Source organism: Streptomyces sp. NPDC086777, from assembly GCF_040702065.1.
GTDB lineage: Bacteria > Actinomycetota > Actinomycetes > Streptomycetales > Streptomycetaceae > Streptomyces.
Genome location: NZ_JBFBJI010000035.1, coordinates 33066 through 52257, shown reverse-complemented (window position 1 = coordinate 52257; position 19192 = coordinate 33066). Strand labels below are relative to the sequence as shown.

Sequence of the window (19192 nt, the reverse complement as noted above, 5' to 3'; positions counted from 1 at the left end):
TGCAGGAAACTCGCCCTTATTATTCAGCTGAGGTTATTGGTTCGGGCAACGTATTCTCTATCTAGGGTCTGGAGGAACTTCCTGTCTCGTTCGGATACGTGTTCATTTTGATAGTGGCCTCGAGCATGGGCCCAGTACCTGCGTCCCGCCGGAGCAGTGAAGATCTGAGATGAAAGGACCCTCAACTCGTTTTCATCGATCATTCCTATCTCGAACATCGAGCGTCAGAACGAAAAGATGAGGTTGGCGTAAAGGTGCCACCTGTCCTGTTCGTCGTTACCGGTGATTTGCCCCCACCAGGCACGCAGCGCTGGATCGCCTAGGGCCTCGGATAGCGAATCGCTGTGCATAGAGCGGTGCATTAGCTCCCGATTGACCACCGTATCCCGTGCCTGAAGCACCAGAGAGGCCGCGACCCCAGCAAGCGCCAGAGTACCGAAGACCGTAGCGACGGCCTCCGTAGGCGCCTGCGATGTTGCTCACCCTCTCCCAGTCGCCACTACGGAAGTGGCCTGGAGCCAGTAGTGTGAGTGGCGTAAAAATAAGAAAGATCAGCACAGTCAGAAGTGCTGTACCGATCACGAGAAGGTGTCGTTCACGGCCATGGCGGCCAGTTGCCCTCACCATAATCCGCTCCCTATTTTGGTGGGTACAGAACTGACACGAGCACGTCGGACCGTAACGTCGGTTTGACGCCAATGCGCTGCAGCCGGCCCGGCAGCTGCCACTGCCGCCGACCGGCGGCTGGGTCTTCGATCCGCCGCACACCGCGATCCGCTTCATCGCCAAGCACGTCGGCATGGCACATGTCCACGGCCGGTTCGAGCGTTTCGACGGTTCGGTCGCCGTCGCCCCGGACATGACCCTGTCGACGGTCCGGGTGCGCATCGACGCATCCAGCATCAACACCGGGAACACGACCCGCGACAACCACCTTCGCTCCGGGGACTTCCTGGACGTCGAGCGCTATCCGTACATCGACTTCGCCGGCACGCGGTTCGCCTACCGGGGCGGCAGCAGGTGGACGCTCCTCGGGACCCTGACGATGCACGGCGTCAGCCGCTCGGTCTCGCTCGACACCACCTACTTGGGCACGGTCAACGGCGGCTACGGCGAGGAACTGCGCTGCGCCGCGCTCGCCACGGCAGAGCTGCACCGGGAGGACTACACCCTCAACTGGCGGTCGATGCTGGCCCGAGGCATCGCGGTGGTGGGGCCGACGGTGCAGCTGGAGCTGGACGTGCAGGCGATGTACCGCTCACCGGACACGCCGACGCCGCCGGAGTGACGGGCGGCTCGACCGGACCGCGGATCCCGCCTCCGGGGTCACCGCCGTGGGTGACGCCCGAAGGCCCTCGCGAGGGGACCTCGTCGCATGCCTTGGTCGCGCGCCGTGGTCCCCGCACGGCGATTTGGCAAGCGCTCTCTGACCAGTCCCGCGAAAGAACGTGACCTGCAGGCCGCCCACCCCATGGTCCGTGCGTTGACCATCGATGGTTTTGATTGAGCTTTGTACCATTTCGGAGAAACCGCTTCACCAAAACACCGGTCGATTCCGGTCGCTGGGTGTTAGAACTTGGCCACAGAACGTCGGGCTGCGCTCAGCCCTGCACGCCATCCCTGTTGTGAAATGGGACGATCTTGTCCAAGTCCAGACCTCTGACCGGCAATTGGCGCGTCGCGAGACGCCTCCAGGCCATCCTGTTCATCCCCGTGCTCGTCGCCCTCGGCCTCGGCGGCGTCCGGGTGAAGAACTCGATCGACACACTGCGGGACGCCAACGACGCGGTGCACGTGGCGGAGCTGGTGCAGGCGGCGAACGCCTACGCCAGTGACGCGATCAACGAGCGCGACGTGTCGGTCATCCCCCTCCTGCAGGGCAACCGGGACGCGCCCGCCGTGGTGACGGCCCGCAAGGTCACCGACGCCGACGCGAAGGCGTTCGACGCGGCGGTGGCCCGCGCGCCGAGGACCGCGGGCCTCACCCGGCGGATCGAGCTGGTACGGGCCGGCGAGAAACAGCTGGCGGCGGTGCGGGCCGACGCGTTCACGGCCAGGTCGTCCGGGGTGCAGACGGAGGAGAGCTACCACGCCGTCCAGCACCCCCTGATGGAGCTCTCGAACGAACTGGGCTTCGGCAGCAACAACCAGGCGAGCTTCGGGCGCACCCTGTATGCCATCTCCCTCACCCAGGCGGCGGAGTCGCTGGTCCGCAGTATCGGCACGCACCTGCTGGTCGAGGACCGCGACACGCTCGGCGCGGGCGAACTGCAGAACCAGCTCGGCTCGTTCAGCTCCTACGCCTACCTGGAGCAGGTGGGCCTCCAGGAGTACGCGGGCGCCGGTACCGCCGGGGACATGACCCGGCTGCGGGCGGCGCTGGCGGACGCGCGGAAGAAGGGGGCGCAGCAGACGGCCGAGGCCGCCCAGAGGGCCAAGGCGGCCGGGCAGGCCTTCGTGACCCCGCCGGCCCTGTCGAAGATGATCACCGAGATCGCCGCCGGGAAGACGACCGACCAGCTGGCCGCCGAGGGCATCACGCCCGAGTCCTTCTTCGCCGCGTCCGCGCTCGCCTTCGACGCCTACCGGGGCATCGAGGTACATCTCACCGACACCGCCCTCGCCGGAGCCCGGAGCGTCGCCTCCGACGCCAGGCGGGACGCGATCACCAACGGTTCCGTCGCGCTCGGCGCCGTGGTCGCGGCCGTTCTCCTCGCCGCCTGGGTGGCCCGCTCGATGAGCCGCGGCATGCGCAGACTCAGCGCCTCGGCGATCGAGATCGCCGAGCGGCGGCTGCCCGCGGTGATCACCCAGCTGTCGCAGGCCGTGCCCGGACAGGTGGACACCAAGGTCGCGCCGATCCCGATCACCACCACCGACGAGATAGGCGAGGTCGCCCGCGCCTTCGACCACGTCCACCGCGAGGCGGTCCGGCTGGCCGCCGAACAGGCCCTGCTGCGTGGCAACGTCAACACGATCTTCACCAACCTGTCCCGCCGCAACCAGTCGCTGATCGAGCGCCAGCTCGCCCTGATCACCGACCTGGAGGAACGCGAGGCCGACCCCGAGCAGCTGGCGAACCTGTTCAAGCTCGACCACCTGGCCACGCGGGTGCGCCGCAACGGCGAGAACCTGCTGGTCCTGGGCGGCGAGCGCCCCACCCAGCAGTGGGACCACCCGCTCCCGCTGGTCGACGTCGTCCGGGCCGCGGCCTCCGAGGTGGAGCAGTACGAGCGGATCGAGTTCACGGGCATCCCGGAGGCCGAGATCCACGGCCGTGCCGTCACCGACCTGGTGCATCTGCTCGCGGAACTGCTGGAGAACGCCACCTCGTTCTCCTCGCCGCGCTCGACGGTCCGGGTCACGGCGACCCGGCTGCCGGACACCCGGATCATGGTCGAGATCCACGACCAGGGCATCGGCCTGCGGCCCGAGGACTTCGCGCTCATCAACCACAAGCTGGCGAACCCGCCGACCGCCGACGCCGACGTCTACCAGTACATGGGCCTGTTCGTGGTGGGCAGGCTCGCCGACCGGCACGGCATCCGGGTCCAGCTGCGACCGGCCGCCGGAGAGTCCGGCACGACCTCCCTCGTCATGCTCCCGGGCACCGTCACCTGGCGCAGCGGCGAGTCCGACGCCGACACGCTGGCGTTCGCGGCCGTCAGGGCCCGCGCGACGCCCGGCCTGGCGGCGCTGCTCGCGGACGGGCCGGCCGATCCGTTCGGGGCGCACGAGGCGTGGGAGGACGGCATGCCGGCACCCGGTCCCGCGGCGCCCTCCGGCACGGCCGCCACCGCCGCCGTGCCCACCGCGGCCGGAACCCCGGCCACCACCGCTGCCGCGTCCGGCCCCGCCGATACCGGGCCCGCCGGACCCGCCGCGCCGTCCGGTCGTCCCCGGCGCGCGGCGAAGCGCGGTCGCCGCCCCGCCAAGGACGGCTGAGCCCCCGGCACCGGGTCAGGGCGGCCGTACCGGGCGCAGGGCCCGCACCACCGCCCAGACGACGGAGATGAACGGCACGGCCACGACGGCGCCGATCACCCCCGCGACGATGCTGCCCGCGATGACGGACACGGCGACGACGAGGGGGTGCAGCCGCACCGCCCAGCTCATCACCAGCGGATGCAGCACATGCCCCTCCAGCTGGCCGATGACGACGATGAGCACGAGGACCGCGGCGGCGGTGATCGGGCCCCGCCCGGCCAGCGCCACCACCGTGGCCACGCTCAGCGCGACCGGTGAGCCGACCAGTGGGACGAACGCGGCGAAGAACTCCAGCAGGGTGAGCGGCAGCGCGAGCGGCACCCGCAGGACGAACAGGGCGACGCCGACGAGGACGGCGTTGACGGCGGCCACGATGATGATGCCGCGGGTGTACCCGGCGAACGTCCGCCAGGCCGCGTGCCCCGCCCGGTCCCAGGCGCCGCGGGCGCCTTCGGGCAGCAGTTCGCTGCTCGTCCACGCCCACAGGCGTTCGCCGGAGTGGATGAAGAAGACGGAGGTGAAGAGCGCGAGCGCGCCGCCGGTGACCAGTTCGACGAGGGTGCCGAAGCCGCTGAGCGCCCGGCTCGCCAGGTTGGAGCGGTGGGCCTGGATGTAGTCGACGATCTGCTGCTGGAGGCGCGACAGGGCGCCCGGGCCGAGCCGGAAGGGCGGGCGCTGCAGCCAGACCTCGATGCGGTGGATGCCGCCGCGGAACTCGTCGGCCAGGGTCGCCGACTCCTGGGCGACCGCGTCGCCCACGAGGGCCAGCAGGCCGAAGAACAGGCAGATGCTGCCGACCAGGCTCACCGCCACGGCCAGCGGCCTGGGGAGCCACCGCGCCAGCAGGTCGGCGGGGGGGCGCAGCACCGAGGTGATGACGAGGGCCAGGAAGACGGCTACGGCGATCAGCTGGAAGCGGCCGAGGACGACGAAGACGCCGTAGACGAAGATGCCGACCACGATGAGCCGCCAGGCGTAGGCGGCGGCGATCCGCAGGGCGGGCTCGACGACCGCGCCGGCGGAGGCGCGGGTGCGCGGGCCGCGGGCCCGGTTCGCGTGCGGGGTCCGGATCGCGCGCGGGGTCCGGCCGTCCGCTGCCGCGCGGCGGGCCCGGCGTGCGCGGCCCCGCCCGGCCGCCGGCCCGTCCGCACCCGCCACCGTGCCTCCCGTCGCCGGCCTACGTCACCTCTCCAGCACGTTAGGTGCATTTCGGGCGGCGGGCGGGTTGCGGTGGGCCAAGGGGGTCAGCGGGGTCAGCGGGCCGCCGTCTCGGAGACTGCGGTGCGGACGGCTCGCTCCACCAGGTTCACGCCGTCCGGCATGGACGCGTTCCCGTTGGAGAGGACCGCGACGAGGTAGTGGTGGCCGCCGGTCGTGATGCGGCCGATGCTGTTGATGTCCCACCGGCCGGTCGTGGTGCGCATGAGCCAGCCGTTCTTCAGCGCCCACCCCGAGTCGGCGGCGGCGGAGACGCCCCAGGTCTGGCCGGTGGAGATCTCGGTCATCAGGGTGCCGATGCGGTTGCGGGACGCCGTGTCCAGGGGGGTGGGGCCGGTGCCGAAGACTGCGCCGAGCAGGCGTATCTGATCGGTCGCGGTGGTCCGGGTGAGCCCCCAGAAGCCGCCGGGGCCGCCCTGCGTGGAGATGAGCCCGAGCCGCTTGTTGGCCGATGCCAGGCCGGGGGCCTCGCCGATGGCCCGCCACAGCGCGGTGGCAGCGGTGTTGTCGCTGTTGCGGATCATCACCTGCGCCTCGGCGTTCTCCCGCGCGGTGAGCTCGCGCCGGTGGTCGCGTGCGTGCAGGAGCATGGCGGCGAGGATGTCGACCTTGACGATGCTCGCCGTGTCGTACGGCGTGTCGTCGCCGTAGACGGCGGGTTCCCGGCCGGTGCGGTCGAGGTCGAGCACGGCGGCGGTCACCCGCGCCGTGTCCGGCGCACGCACGGCGGCCCGGAAGGCGGTGGTGCCGGAGCCGGCCTCGGCCGCCATGGCCGCCGGTGCGGCTCCGGCGAACAGGGCCACCACCGTGGCCACGACGGACAGGGTTCGGTTGAGCATGGCGGGAACCTTCGCAGTTCGGGTCGGAAGGACACAGAGCTGCGAACGTAGACAAAATGTCCGTCCTGCGACATGACGGCCGCCACGAAGGGACCGGTTCGGGGCGGATTGTGAGGAGGGCAACAAGGCCTTGCCGTGAGCTGGGCGACAGCGCCTCACGCAGACGGACCTTCCGCTGTACGGAACGTGAATTCCGCATGCCTCATCCGTACCGGTCCGGGGGAAGAATGAGGTCAGAGTGACGGACCTGGCCCCTGGGAGGTGCCATGAGCACATCGGCGGAACCGCGGGTGAGCGGTCTGGAGGTCCGGTCCATCGACTACGTGCCGCTGGACGAGCGGCACGGCAAGCTCTGGCATCTGGGTCCGCTGTGGTTCATGTCCAACGCGCAGATCGCCACCCTGGCCGTGGGGCTGATCAGCATCACGGAGGGCGGCAATCTGATCTGGTCGCTGCTGGCGATCGTCGCGGGCACGCTGATCGGCACGTTCTTCATGGCGTTCCACTCGGCGCAGGGGCCGCAGCTGGGACTGCCGCAGATGATCCAGTCCCGCCCGCAGTTCGGCTATGTCGGGGCGCTGCTGGTGTGGCTGTTCGCGTACGTGCAGTACGCGGGCTTCAACGTGTTCAACACCATCCTGGCCGGTCAGGCCCTGAACACCACGATCCACGGCGGGGTGAAGCTCTGGGTGGCCGTGGTCACGGTGATCGGGCTGGTCGTGGCGCTGGTGGGGTACGACGTCATCCACAAGGCGGAGCGGTTCCTGACCTACACGTTCCTGGTCGTCTTCGGGATCTTCACCGTGGGGGTCCTGGTCACGCTGCACTACCCGGCGGGCTCCTTCGACCTCGGCGCCTTCAAGGCCACCCCGTTCCTGGCGCAGTTCGGCGTGGTCGCCGGCTACCAGATCAGCTGGGCCATCTACGTCTCGGACTACTCGCGCTACCTGCCGCCGGACGTCACCGTCCGCAAGACGTTCTACTGGACCTACTTCGGCTCGGCGCTCGGCGGCATCTGGCTGATGGTGCTCGGGACGCTGCTGGCCGGCTGGGCGGGCGCCGGCTTCGACACGATCCCGTCGATCAACGCCGCGGGCGACAAGGTCTTCGACGGCTTCGGCGCGATCGTGCTGCTGTTCTCCGCGCTGGGCCTGATCTCGGTCACCGCGCTGAACATGTACGGCGGCTCGCTGACGCTGATCAGCGCCATCGACTCGTTCAAACGGGTGCGACCGACCCTGGGCGTGCGGCTGGTCACCCTCGTGGTGACCGCGGCGCTCTCCCTGATCGGCGCGCTGGCGGCGACGTCGAACTTCCTGACGAACTTCAACAACTTCCTGCTGCTGGTGCTCTACCTGTTCATCCCGTGGACGTCCGTGAACCTGATGGACTACTACGTGGTGCGCCGGGGCCACTACGCGATCGCCGAGATCTTCAAGCCGAACGGCATCTACGGCCGCTGGGGCTGGCAGGGGATCGTCTCGTACCTGGTCGGGTTCGCCGTCATGATCCCGTTCTTCTCGGTCGGCACGCTCTATGTCGGTCCCGCCGCGAAGGCCCTCGACGGCGCCGACATCTCGCTGTTCGTCGGGTTGCCGGTGTCGGCGCTGCTGTACTGGTGGCTGACCCGCTCGATCGACGTCGAGGAGGAGACCCGCATCGCCGAGGCGGAGGCCGCCGCCCTGGAGCAGGCAGCGCACGAGCACCGCGAACCGTAGGGGCCCATGCCGTCGGAGTCGGCAGCCGATCTCCATGCCGTCCTCGACGGGGAAGGCGGGCCGGCTGTCCACCGGCCTGGGCAGACGCCGAGGGGGACCAGCCGGTGGGTCCCCTCCGCTACCGCGTTCCGGTCTCGGCCGGTCCGGTGGACGAGGGCTTCGCCGACGCCCTCGTCGACGCGTTCCTGCTACGGCACGACGGCCGGGTCAGTACGCGGAGTTGACGTTGTCGATGGAGCCGTAGCGGTGCGCGGCGTAGTTGGCGGCGGCGGTGATGTTGGCCACCGGGTCGGTGACGCTGCGGGCCGTGCCGGACACGTGGTAGGCGTTGAAGGTGGGGTCGATGACCTGGAGCAGGCCCTTGGAGGGGGTGCCCTTCTTGGCGTTGACGTCCCAGTTGTTCTGCGCGCCCGGGTTGCCGCCGGACTCGCGCATGATGTTGCGCTTGAGGCCGTCGTAGCTGCCCGGGATGCCCTTGGACTTCATGATCTGCAGGGACTGCTTGATCCAGCCGTCGAGGTTGTTGGCGTAGCCGCCCTTCTGGGCGGTGGCGCGGCTGCTGTCGCCGGAAATGGCCGTGACCGCGGTCTTGGTGTGCGCCTGCGTCATCTCGGCAGCCTGTGCGTTCGCCGGCATCAGGGTGAGGGCGGCGGCCGCGGCACCGGTCGTGACCAGGCCGGTCAGGCCGAGGGTGCGCAGGCGGGCGATGCGGGTGCGGTTGATCGTGGTCATGTGTGAGCAACTCTCCGGTGGGGGACGGCGTCGGCGCCGGCCGCGGTGTGCGGCGGCGGTGGGCGGAGCCCGTACTACCGGCGGGAGTGGGCGGGTCCGGCGGGGGTTCCGCTCGGCCCGTCGCCCGTCTCCCGGCGACGAGAGCAATGGTTAGCGGCCGCCGGAGCGGCTGGCAATGATGTGACGTACTACCCGACTTAGGAATCAATGACCGAAATGACCGGCTATAGGTGCGTTCTGGGCAGTTCAGGACGTTCCGTTCCTACGATGCTCGATAGGATGTGATCTGGCTCCTATGGGGGGTGTCACGCGTCCGGGGCCCTTTCGCGGGGTCCTCGGCACCAGTTCGGCGCCCTCCACAGGTCGCGTACAGGCCGTCGCGAGAGCAGCCGGCCATGTCTGTCACCCCCACACCGGCGCCGGGCGCGATCCGGGTGCTGATCGTCGACGACGAGCCCGAGCTCACCGAACTGCTCTCGGTCGCCGTCGGCGCCGCGGGCCGGCAGCCGTTCGTGGCGCGCGACGGGTACGGCGCACTGCGCACCGCCCGCGTCCTTGGACCGCACGCCGTCGTGCTCGACGGCATGCTTCCCGACCTGGACGAGATCCAGGTGCCGCGCCGGCTGCGGTACGAGAACGCCAGGCTGCCCGTGCTGATGCCGACCGCCCGGGACACGGTGGAGCACCCGCTCGACGGGCTCACCACCGGTGCCGACGACCACGTGACCAGGCCCTTCCCCGATCCCGCTCATCGCGAAGGAGTTCGACCAGTTGCGGTTCCTGATGGACCGCCCCCGCCGGGTGCTCAGCGGGAGGCAGATCCTGGACCACGTGTGAAACCATGGCTTCTCTGGGGCAGCACCCGTAGCGCGAGGCAGACTCGTCCGGTCTTGCGCAGCTCAGCGTCTGTTTGGTGGACGCCAGCAGGTGCAACACATGTAGTGGTAACACCAGGATCCTGCCGGGCCGCCCGTGTCTGCGGGCGGCCCGGCAGGATCCTCGGTCGAACACGTCATGCCGTGTGCCCACCAGGATCGGCGGCGGCCGGGCTCGGGGAACGGTCCGGTGCGGGTACGGCCGGGGCGCCGTCGCCGTCGCCGTGTGCCGTGGCTGTCCGGGGCTGCGGTCGTACCAGGATCAGGACGATCAGTCCGCCGAGCGTCGCCGCCGTCGCCGACAGCAGGAACACCCGGTCCAGGCCTGCCGCGAAGGCCTGGTGCACCAGGTGGCGTGCCGCGTCGCAGTGTGCGGGCGGTGCCGCCTGGATCACGTGCAGCTTGGCGCCGGCGTCCGGCGCGCGATCCACGTACGCCTGCTGAGCTTGCGGGGCCACGTTCTGCTGCGGCCCCGCAAGCGAACGGGCACGGGATCTTGTGTACCGGCCGGGTCACTCGATGAAGCGCAGGACTTCGCCGCCGAAGTCCTCGGGGTGCTGGAAGAGGAACGCGTGACCGGCGTCTCCGTAGATGACGGTCTTGGAGTTGGGGACGGCCTGGGCCATGGCGTACGTCTGGTACACGTGTTCCATCGCGTCGTGGGCGCCGTTGGCGAACAGGGCCGGCACCGCGAGGTCGTCGAGGCGGCTCCAGGCGGAGTCGATGCCGCTGTTCCACCGGACGATGGCGTTCATCTGGGCTTCGCGCACAGGCGCCGGCACGTCCTGCCCGGAGTGGGCCAGGCGCCGGTCGATGCGGCGCAGGGAGTCCAGTCCCGCGCTCCGGCCGGTCTCGGTCTCAGGGTAGAAGAGGAAGAGGAAGTCCTCGTCGTCGTTCTTCTCACGCAGGGCGTGCTCGGGGACCCTCGGGTCCGGGCCCGGGTTGCCCGGCACGCCGCCGGGACCGCTGCCCGCGACGACGAGCTTGCGGACCCGCTCAGGGTGTTCAAGGGCCAGGTCGAGTGCGACGAAACCGCCCATGGACCAGCCCAGCAGGTCCACCTTCTGCAGTCCGAGGGCGTCCAGGAAGGCCACTGCGACCTCGGTCATGCCGCGAACGGTGTCGGCCGGCTCTCCGCCGGAGTATCCGACACCGGCGCTGTCGAAGACGATCACGCGACGGTGGGCCGCGAGCACGTCGAGCAGGGCGGGGTCCCAGTGGTCGAGTGTGCCGCGAAAGCGGGTCAGGAGCAGCAGGGGCGCTGCGGTGGCCGGCCCGACCTCACGGTAGGCGAGCGCTCCGTGCGGGGTGTCGACGTGCCGCGTCTCGGCCGAGTCGAACAGGTGGCTTGGCATTGATTTTTCCTTCTGGTATAGGGGAGTTGCCCGTCAAGGGGGTGGCAGAGTCGACAGGTGGCGTTCTAGTCGTGGTCGGTGGCGAGGGCCACGTGCCGCCAGGCGTCCATGTCCTTGCGGAAGGCGTCCAGCTTGGCGTCGAAGGCGTGCAGGGTGTCGCCTCCGAGCGGGAGGCGCAGGGGCGGCTCGGGGGTGTCGGCCATCTCGACGATGGCTTGTGCGGCCTTGGCGGGGTCGCCGGGCTGGGCGTGGTTGAGGCTCGCGGCGGCCGAGCGCATCGCGCCGACGGTGGGCGCGTAGTCGTCGATGGTGTCGGGGCCGGTGTGCAGGCTGGCGGGGTCGAGGAAGTCGGTGCGGAAGAAGCCCGGTTCCACGAGGGTGACGTGGATGCCGAGGGGGGCCAGTTCGGTGTGGAGGGTCTCGGTGAAGCCCTCGACGGCGAACTTCGTGGAGGCGTAGATGCCCCAGCCCGGCGCGGTGGCGAAGCCCACGATGGAGCTGATGTTGATCACGTGGCCCGAGCGCTGACGCCGCAGTACCGGCAGGACGGCGCGTTGCACGGCGAGCGGGCCGAACACGTTGGTCTCGAACAGCGCGCGGACCGCGGCGTCGTCAGACTCCTCGACGGCGGCGAGCAGTCCGGTGCCGGCGTTGTTGACCAGGACGTCGATCCGTCCGAACCGCTCGATGGCCGCGTCGACGGCCGCCTGGATGCTCTGCGGGTCGGTCACGTCCAGCGCCACGGCGAGCAGCGCGTCGCCGGCGTCGGGGAACTGCTCGCGGACGGTGTCGGGCTTCCTGGCGGTGGCGACCACCTGGTGGCCGGCCGCGAGGGCGGCACGGGTGATCTCCAGGCCGAAGCCCCGGGACGAGCCGGTGACGAACCAGATACTCATTGTCTTCTCCGGTGTTCAGATGGTGGTGGGCAGGTCGAAGGCCGCGCGGTTCTGGGCGATGAAGCCCTCGACGTCGAGGGGGTCGCTGCCGCCGATCGTCTTCACGAGGTCGTTGGTGCCGGCGAAGACGCCGTTGCGGTAGTCGACTGCCACGGCGAGCAGGTGCTGGATCAGGTGGTCCGGCGCGCCGCGGCCGTGCAGGATGGCGGCGAACTCGTCGAGTTCGATGGGCACGTAGGTGACCTTCCGGTCCAGCGCGTGCGACATCTTCTCGGCGATCTCGTAGTGGTTGAGCTCCTCGGCTCCGTACAGCGGGTAGATCTGGCCGGCGTGCGGGGCGGGGTCCTCCAGGATGGCCGCGATCACCTTGGCCTGGTCGCTTTCGGCGATGGGGGCGTGGCGTCCGTCGGCGAACGGCAGGCGTAGTTCGCCGGTGCCGTCGGCCCAGGTGTCGATCAGCCACTGCGCGAAGAAGGTCGGACGGATGTGGGTGACCGGGACCGGGAAGCGGTCCAGGACGCGTTCTGCGACCCAGTGCTGGCGGGCCGCGTTGCTGGCGGTGTCGCGGCGGGCGGAGATCTGCGACATGTTCACGATCGCCTGGACTCCGTTCTCCTCCGCCGCCTGGGCCACGTTCGCGGTGGCGTCCATCAGGCCGGGGCGGATCGGATAGGTGAAGTACAGGGCGTCGATCCCCTTGGTCGCCTCCGCCAGGGAGTCCAGGTCGAGGACGTCGCCTTCCACGACGTCCGCGCCGAGGGCTGCGAGCCGTTCGGCACGCCCGTCAAGGCCCCGGACGAGCGCGCGGACGCGGTGCCCGCGCTGGAGCAGGAGTTCGGTGGTGTGACCGCCGGTCTTGCCGGTGGCCCCGATCACGAGGAGGTTGCGTTCCATGATGGTGATCTCCGTTTCTTGAGAGGGGAGCTGGCGGGAACTCCAGCGTCAGACCTTCGCGTGGGTGTCGCAGAAGATGAGTGACGTGGTGCGATGCCCGTCTTGCAGGAGGCTGTGATCGCGGGCCCGCCCGAGTGGCCGCGGCCCCGTGGTCAGGGCGTGCGGCGGGGCCGGAGGGCGAGCAGCGCGGCAGCCGCGGCGAGTCCGGTGCCGGCCTGGACGGCCCAGGCGTGGTCGAACCCGGTGGTGGTGGCCTGGGGGGTGAGGGCGACGAGCAGGGCGACGCCCACGGCGCTGCCGATCTGCCGGCTCATGTTGAGTACGGCGCTGCCGGTGGTGGCGCGTTCGGGTGCCAGGGTGCCGGCGGCGGCGAACAGCGGTGCCTGGGCCAGACCGCCGGCCAGGCCGACCAGGATCAGGCCCGGGAACATGCCGCCCCAGTAGTCGGGGGTGGTGTGCACGGCCGCGAGCCAGTAGCCGGCGGCGAGTGCCATGGCCAGCGTGCCGGTCACGGCGGGGGCGGTGCGTCCGAAGCGGCGCTGGAGGGGTCCGGCGTTCATCGCGAAGGCGATCGAGGCCAGGGGCGCCGGGACGATGGAGACACCTGCGCGCAGCGGGCTGAAGTGCCAGACCTCCTGCATGAACAGGGCGGTGCTGAGCAGGACGATCGCGAAGCCGGCGGAGAACAGGAACAGGGCCACGCTGGCGGCGGTGAACGGCCTGCCGGCGAACAGCTGCCTCTCGATCACGGGCGCCTTGGCGCGTAGCGTGCGTTCGACGGTCGCGGCGGCGGCCAGGGTGGCTGCGGCGAACAGGGCCAGGGTGCGGATGTCCGTCCAGCCCCACCCGGGTCCCTGGACGGTGGCGAGCACCAGCAGGCTCACGGCCAGCAGCAGTGCGAGGGCGGAGACCGCATCCGGCAGGGCGGCACCCCTGGGCTGGCGCACCTCGGGCAGCAGCAGCGCACCGGCGACGAGGGTGGCGATGCCGACGGGAACGTTGATCAGGAAGATCCACCGCCAGTCGAGGGTGACGAGCAGACCGCCGACGGGCGGGCCCGCCGATGCCGCGATCGCACCCACACCCGCCCACAGGCCGACCACCAGAGTGTGCTGGCGCCTGGGAAAGCTCGGATAAAGCAGGCCGAGCGAGGTCGGCACGATCATCGCCGCGCCCACGGCCTGGAGAGCGCGGGCCGCGACCAGCACCCCGAGACTCGGTGCGGCAGCCGCTACTGCCGAGGTGAGGGTGAACAGCGCCACTCCGGACAGCAGCATCTTCCGCCGCCCCCACTGGTCCGCGATCCGGCCCGCGGGCACCAGCGCGGCCGCGAAGACGATCGCGTAGGCCGACAGCACCCACGACACACTCGCGACGCCCGCGCCCGGGAACGAACGCCCGATTCCGTCGAGGGCGACGTTGACGACGAAGAAGTCGAGCTGCGCCATGAAGGCGACGGCACCCAGCACCGCCATGATGCTCCAGCGGCGCGGATGACCGGACTCGGCGACGGCCGGGGCCGGGGCGTTGTGCTCGGTCGTCGCGACCGCTTGCGGTGCCACCTGTGTGGACATCCCGTCCGCCTCCCTCAGCAGAATGGGCTTGGAAGCCCTTTTTTGACCTGCCCCCAGAGAACACCTCACAGAAAGGGTTGTCAAGCCCTTTTTTGCGGTATGGTTGTGGCCATGACCACCACCAGCGAAGCGCCGGGTCGCAAGCTGACCGCCAAGGGCCTGGCCACGCGCGAACGCATCGTCAGGGCGGCCGCCGAGCTGATCTACGAACACGGCGCTCAGAACACCAACAACGAGCAGATCCGGGAGGCCGCCGGGGTCAGCGGCTCGCAGCTGACGCGCCACTTCCCCACCAAAGAGGCCCTGGTCCGCGCGGTGCTCGCCTGGCAGGCCGACACCATCGTCGCCCGCCACCAGGCGCCCGAGCTGGGCGAACTGGACAGCTTCGCCGCCCTGTACCGGTGGGCCGACTCCTACATCGCCTCGCAGGACATGGTGCGCGGCGGCTGCACGTTCGGCTCCCTGGCCGCCGAGGTCGTCAAGACCGAACCCTCCCACCGGGACGCGGTGGCCGACGGCTTCGAGCGGTGGCAGGCGCTGTTCGCGCGCGGCCTGAGCAAGATGCGTGAGCGCGGCGAACTGCGCCCGGAGGCCGACCCGGCCGCACTCGCCCACCTGCTCGCCGCCGCGTTCCAGGGCGGCGCACTGCTGGACCAGGCGGCCGGCGACTCCACGCCTCTGCGTGACGCGCTGTACGGAGCGCTGGCCTACATCGAGTCGTTCGCCGTGCAGCGCGGACCGGACGACGGCCCAGCCGGTGGCCGGTGACTCCTGGCAGGTCCGGGCCGGTCTGCTATGGCGCCGTCTCGGGGCGGTGCTCATCCACGACGGCTGCTCGTCCCGGGATCCTGAGCGGCCGGACCTGCCATCGAGAGCCGGGCGTCGGGCCGGCTCAGCCTGGGTGCCCCGGTCAGTCACAACGGCCGGTGAAGAGGCGGGAGTTCGGCGCCGTCCCTGGTCAGTTCCTGTACGTTTCCGGCGTGAGGGTCGAAAGGCCGGCGTGATGCCCGTCATTCTGAACACCGATGAGGTCGAAGAGCGTGATCGTGCCGAGTTCGTCCACGAGGCGCTCTGCGCGACGATGGTGCCGATCGAACTGCACTGGCCCGGGCACCGACGGTCGGTGGCCGCGCATGGCGTCGTCACGGACCTGGGCGACCTGACCGTCTGCGCGGGGCGTACCACCGCCCTGCGGGTGGAGCGCACTACCGCCTTGGCCCGTGACTCGATGGAACCGAGCATTTTCATCAACGTGCAGCTCTCCGGGGCGAGCATGGTCGTCCAACGCGACCGGGAAGCGGTGCTCCGGCCCGGCGAACTGGTCATGTACGACTCCACGTCCCCCTACACACTGCTGAACGACACCGGCATGACCGGCAACTTCTTCCGAATACCGCATTCGGCGCTGGCGATGCCGCACGACATGATCCGCGCGGCGTGCGCGGTCAAGCTGGGCCCTGGGCACCCGGTGACCTCGCTGACCCACGACTATCTGCGCCGACTGGCCGCCGATCCCGCCCTGACCACCGCGGTCAACGCCGACCTCGTCGGTCACCCGAGCATCGAACTCATTCGCGCCGTGATCGCGACCCATCTGCGGGCCGACGAGTTAGCGGCCGAGCCCATGGCCGCCACCCTGCAGATGCGCATCCTTGAATACGCCCGCCGGCACCTCCACGACCCCGGCCTGTCCGCCGAGCAGATCGCAGCCGCGCACCACATCTCGGTGCGCTATCTGTACAAGGTGCTTGCCGCAAGCGGCATCAGTCTCGCGGACTGGATCCGCACCCGCCGCCTCGAAGCGTGCAGGCAGGCACTCGCCGACGACGCCGCCGTGGCCGTCGGTGCTGTCGCACGACGCCACGGTTTCTCCGACCTGTCCAGCTTCAGTCGCGCATTCCGAGCCGAATACGGCATGTCCCCCAGCGAATGGCGAGAGCGCTGAACGGACCGTCAGCGGACCCACGGGCCGTCGTGCGCGACACCGCAAAGCCGGAGCCCAGGCGTCAGATCAGGTTCAGCTCGTCGAGGAAAGCGGCGGCGACAGAGGTATCGCCGGTCACCTCGGTCCCCTCACGCCAGGGGATACGGGTGGTCGACCAGGCGAGGAAATCGAACGTGGACGACGTCACCTGAGCCGCCGGGGCGGGTGCGGTGGCGGGGTCCTCGACGAGGATCGTGTCCCCGACGCGGTGAAGGACGACACGGGTCGACGCCGGGCCCGTCAGAACGAGTGCCAACGGCGCGAGGAGCGAGCGGTGGAGGTCGCGCTGCATCTTCGGGATGCCGCCCAGCAGCCAGTGGACGGAGGGCTCCATCCGGTCCTCGTCCATGGGCGGCACATCGGCGTCCAGTGGCCCGCGGGGACCGAGCAGGTCGAAGTGCAGGTGGGTCGCGAAGTCGAAGGAGAACATGTCCGGGATGGCGTGCAGCTCGTATACGCCGAGGTCGAGCAACTGCGCGGTGGACGATGCCAGCGGCTCGTCCTGGAGGCTGTCGAACACGGGGAAGGCAAGCTCCGACTGGACTCGGAGGAAGTCGACGATCTCAGCGGGCGTCTGCTCCCTGGCGGCTCCGACCAGCACCTCGTTGAGCCGCTCGATCCCGAGCGGCGGATCCGGATACCGCAACGTCCCCTGTACGGCAGACACCAGCAGCGAGATGAGCTGTCCAGCGTGCGAGAACACGTCCTTGACACTCCAGCCCTCGGCACCGCTGGGCCGGTTCCAGTCGGCGTCGTCGAGAGTGCCGGCGACGAGGAGCAGATCCTGCGTCGCCAGGCGAAAGCCTTTCATACCCGCAACAGTCATGAGGGTCATCACTCCTTGGTGGGGCCGGAGCGCAGCGCGCACCGGTAGAGAATCCCGATCTGCAGCGGTTCGTCGACATGTGAGCTGCCGTCTCGTACACCCCGCACTCCTCGTGGCGTGGACGGCTGCGAGGTCGCCACATCCAGATGGGGCACAACACCGAGTGCCCAGACGGGTTTTCGAGGCCGACGGTCACTGCGGTGTTCCACGCGGATCACATGCTAGGTGCCGGCACGCGCAGCGCACTGTGCGAGAAGTGAACCCCGTTGTGCGTGCTGTGCACAGCGGGTGGCGCTGGTTCCCTCCGAGCCGTACGGGACTGACAAGGTGTTCGAAAGCGCTTGTCGCGGTGAACCGCAATGCGGCGAACCGCGCGAGCGCACTCAAAGACAGAGCGGATCGACGGCGTCTGTCATGTCATCGCTGCGAACGGACAGGGAGAAGCGGGCATGCCCTCCATCACCACCTCCGACGGCCTCGACATCCACTACAAGGACTGGGGCTCCGGCCAGCCCATCGTCTTCTGCCACGGTTGGCCGCTCTCGTCGGACGACTGGGACCCTCAGCTGCTGTTCTTCCTCAACCAGGGATTCCGCGTGGTCGCCGCCGACCGCCGCGGCCACGGCCGCTCCACCCAGACCGACAGCGGGCACGACATGGACCACTACGCCGACGACCTGGCCGCGGTGGTCGACCGTCTCGACCTGCGCGACGCCGTGTTCGTCGGCCACTCCACCGGCGGTGGCGAGGTCGCACACTACTTGGCCCGACACGGCCAGGACCGGGCGGCCAAGGCCGCGTTGATCGCAGCCGTTCCGCCGCTGATGGTCCAGACCGACGCCAACCCCGGCGGACTGCCCAAGGCGGTCTTCGACGACCTGCAGGCGCAGCTGGCGGCGAACCGCTCGGTGTTCTACCGCGCGCTGGCGGCCGGCCCGTTCTACGGGTTCAACCGTCCGGGACGCGAGTTCGACGAGGCGATCGTCGACAACTGGTGGCGACAGGGCATGATGGGCGGCGCCAAGGCCCACTATGACGGCATCGTGGCGTTCTCCCAGACCGACTTCACCGACGACCTCACGAAGATCACGGTGCCGGTCCTGGTCATGCACGGCGACGACGACCAGATCGTGGCCATCGACGACTCGGCGCTGCTGTCGTCCAAGCTGCTGCCCAACGGCGAGCTGAAGGTCTACCCGGGCTTCCCGCACGGCATGCCGACGACCGAGGCGGCAACGATCAACGCGGATCTGCTGGAATTCATCCGCTCCTGACCCTCGTGGTCGGCCCCAGCGAGTGCGCGGTGGCACACGTCTGCTCGGCCCGCAGGGCTGCGTTGTTCAGTTGTTCGGGGGACGTGTCCCGGTTGATCACAAGATGCCGAGAGCGATCAGTGGACGGCTGGCGTCGCGGATGTGGTGGCGGAGCCGAGCGGCGATGTTCGTCCGGTCGGTCAGTCGGAGAGCGCCGACGGCCAGGTTGCACAGGGATGCCATGGCACGTGGAGCGGTGCCGGTGCGTACGCGAGAGGCGTCCTCGGCATACGCGATGTCCCTGACGTGGTGAACCATACGGCCCACGGTGGCCTCGGCCGGGGCGACGGGGCTGCGCTCCGGCTTCCGGCATGGGCCACCGAGCGGGACAGTACGTGTGGCGGGGCGTCGGCAGCCCGCTCCGCGATCGCGGCCAAGGACTTCGCTCCGGCCAGCACCGCGCACGCTGCCAGGGACAAGACGAAGGCGAGCGGATGGCTTCGGCCCTGGTCCCGCCGGTTATTAGGCACCTGAGCCAGGCAGTTCAACAGGCCGGAGAAGTCGTCTGGGATGGGCAGCGCGGCGTCGGTGAGTTGGCCCAGAGGCCCGGGACGAGCACGGATGAACGGGCAGGCACGGTCTTCCGTCGTGGTGATCAGGGACTCGACACCTCATGATCACCGACAGCCCCCCCCCTGCCTCCGCGTCAGCCACCGGCGACGATCTCGCGTTTCTGCCCCAACTCCTGAAGCCCCATCAACCCGGACACACCGACTGAACGACGCCGCCTTGGGTCCAGGGACGGGACGGACTGTCCAGGGTGGGCGAAGCCCAGCGCAGCGCCGCCGCAGGCGCCTTTGACCGGCCGGCATGGCCCGCACACTCCGCGAGCGGTCGTCTCCAGTCGGCAACGCGCGCGACGCTCGCTGCAACTCCCCACTCCGTTGAACGCCGGAGCGAGTGGGGCAACGAATGCCCACGGCCGAATTCAGAGATCCTCATCAGCGGCCGGAGGACATCACCGTCTTCGACACCTGGCCG

The 19192-nt window shown here is 69.8% G+C and carries 15 protein-coding genes and 3 pseudogenes; 7 read left to right on the top strand and 11 right to left on the bottom strand.

From position 1 onward, the window contains the following. Positions 1 to 23 precede the first annotated feature (23 nt). A pseudogene (locus AB0472_RS35625) lies at positions 24 to 443 on the bottom strand (DUF6082 family protein); the annotation flags it as partial. 260 nt (positions 444 to 703) lie between these two features. On the opposite strand from AB0472_RS35625, the pseudogene AB0472_RS35620 reads away from it, so the two are divergent. Continuing rightward, positions 704 to 1288, top strand: a pseudogene (locus AB0472_RS35620) (YceI family protein); the annotation flags it as partial. Positions 1289 to 1641: 353 nt separating this feature from the next. Beyond that, positions 1642 to 3945, top strand: coding sequence for a nitrate- and nitrite sensing domain-containing protein (locus tag AB0472_RS35615; protein ID WP_366362807.1), 2304 nt, complete (start codon positions 1642 to 1644; stop codon positions 3943 to 3945). A gap of 15 nt (positions 3946 to 3960) precedes the next feature. Here AB0472_RS35615 and AB0472_RS35610 read toward each other — a convergent pair whose 3' ends face one another. Further along, positions 3961 to 5145 carry an AI-2E family transporter gene (locus tag AB0472_RS35610; protein WP_366362805.1) on the bottom strand — a complete coding sequence of 395 codons (1185 nt, stop codon included), beginning with the start codon at positions 5143 to 5145 and terminating at the stop codon, positions 3961 to 3963. 95 nt (positions 5146 to 5240) lie between these two features. Further along, entirely contained in the window at positions 5241 to 6044 is an 804-nt protein-coding gene (locus AB0472_RS35605; protein WP_366362803.1) for a serine hydrolase, read from the bottom strand. 266 nt (positions 6045 to 6310) lie between these two features. On the opposite strand from AB0472_RS35605, the gene AB0472_RS35600 reads away from it, so the two are divergent. Beyond that, on the top strand, positions 6311 to 7762 hold the full coding sequence (locus AB0472_RS35600; RefSeq protein ID WP_366362801.1) for a cytosine permease: 1452 nt from the start codon (positions 6311 to 6313) through the stop codon (positions 7760 to 7762). 207 nt (positions 7763 to 7969) lie between these two features. Here AB0472_RS35600 and AB0472_RS35595 read toward each other — a convergent pair whose 3' ends face one another. Further along, a complete protein-coding gene (locus tag AB0472_RS35595) occupies positions 7970 to 8494 on the bottom strand; it encodes a transglycosylase SLT domain-containing protein (RefSeq protein ID WP_366362799.1) in 525 nt (174 codons plus the stop codon). A gap of 395 nt (positions 8495 to 8889) precedes the next feature. On the opposite strand from AB0472_RS35595, the pseudogene AB0472_RS35590 reads away from it, so the two are divergent. Continuing rightward, a pseudogene (locus AB0472_RS35590) lies at positions 8890 to 9177 on the top strand (response regulator); the annotation flags it as partial. Between the two features lie 329 nt (positions 9178 to 9506). On the opposite strand, the gene AB0472_RS35585 reads toward AB0472_RS35590, so the two are convergent. The 5 genes from AB0472_RS35585 to AB0472_RS35565 form a co-directional block, all read right to left on the bottom strand. Next, positions 9507 to 9800 (bottom strand): hypothetical protein, encoded by a 294-nt coding sequence (locus AB0472_RS35585; RefSeq protein ID WP_366362867.1) that lies wholly within the window; start codon positions 9798 to 9800, stop codon positions 9507 to 9509. 81 nt (positions 9801 to 9881) lie between these two features. Then, entirely contained in the window at positions 9882 to 10724 is an 843-nt protein-coding gene (locus AB0472_RS35580; RefSeq protein WP_366362797.1) for an alpha/beta hydrolase, read from the bottom strand. Between the two features lie 65 nt (positions 10725 to 10789). After that, on the bottom strand, positions 10790 to 11620 hold the full coding sequence (locus tag AB0472_RS35575; protein WP_366362795.1) for an oxidoreductase: 831 nt from the start codon (positions 11618 to 11620) through the stop codon (positions 10790 to 10792). A gap of 15 nt (positions 11621 to 11635) precedes the next feature. Then, the gene (locus AB0472_RS35570) at positions 11636 to 12514 is read right to left on the bottom strand and encodes an NmrA family NAD(P)-binding protein (RefSeq protein WP_366362793.1); all 879 of its coding nucleotides are present in this window, start codon (positions 12512 to 12514) and stop codon (positions 11636 to 11638) included. A 152-nt stretch (positions 12515 to 12666) separates the two neighbouring features. Then, on the bottom strand, positions 12667 to 14088 hold the full coding sequence (locus AB0472_RS35565; RefSeq protein ID WP_366362791.1) for an MFS transporter: 1422 nt from the start codon (positions 14086 to 14088) through the stop codon (positions 12667 to 12669). 111 nt (positions 14089 to 14199) lie between these two features. Here AB0472_RS35565 and AB0472_RS35560 point away from each other — a divergent pair, with 111 nt between their 5' ends. Continuing rightward, on the top strand, positions 14200 to 14856 hold the full coding sequence (locus AB0472_RS35560) for a TetR/AcrR family transcriptional regulator (protein ID WP_366362789.1): 657 nt from the start codon (positions 14200 to 14202) through the stop codon (positions 14854 to 14856). A gap of 235 nt (positions 14857 to 15091) precedes the next feature. Continuing rightward, positions 15092 to 16033 (top strand): helix-turn-helix domain-containing protein, encoded by a 942-nt coding sequence (locus AB0472_RS35555; protein WP_366362787.1) that lies wholly within the window; start codon positions 15092 to 15094, stop codon positions 16031 to 16033. 61 nt (positions 16034 to 16094) lie between these two features. Here AB0472_RS35555 and AB0472_RS35550 read toward each other — a convergent pair whose 3' ends face one another. Then, positions 16095 to 16883 (bottom strand): maleylpyruvate isomerase N-terminal domain-containing protein, encoded by a 789-nt coding sequence (locus AB0472_RS35550; RefSeq protein WP_366362785.1) that lies wholly within the window; start codon positions 16881 to 16883, stop codon positions 16095 to 16097. 464 nt (positions 16884 to 17347) lie between these two features. On the opposite strand from AB0472_RS35550, the gene AB0472_RS35545 reads away from it, so the two are divergent. Continuing rightward, positions 17348 to 18172, top strand: a complete 825-nt coding sequence (locus AB0472_RS35545) for an alpha/beta hydrolase (RefSeq protein ID WP_366362783.1) — start codon at positions 17348 to 17350, stop codon at positions 18170 to 18172. Between the two features lie 179 nt (positions 18173 to 18351). Here the strand turns inward: AB0472_RS35545 and AB0472_RS35540 are convergent, their stop codons facing one another. Next, a complete protein-coding gene (locus AB0472_RS35540) occupies positions 18352 to 18681 on the bottom strand; it encodes a transposase family protein (RefSeq protein WP_366362863.1) in 330 nt (109 codons plus the stop codon). Positions 18682 to 19192: the final 511 nt, after the last annotated feature.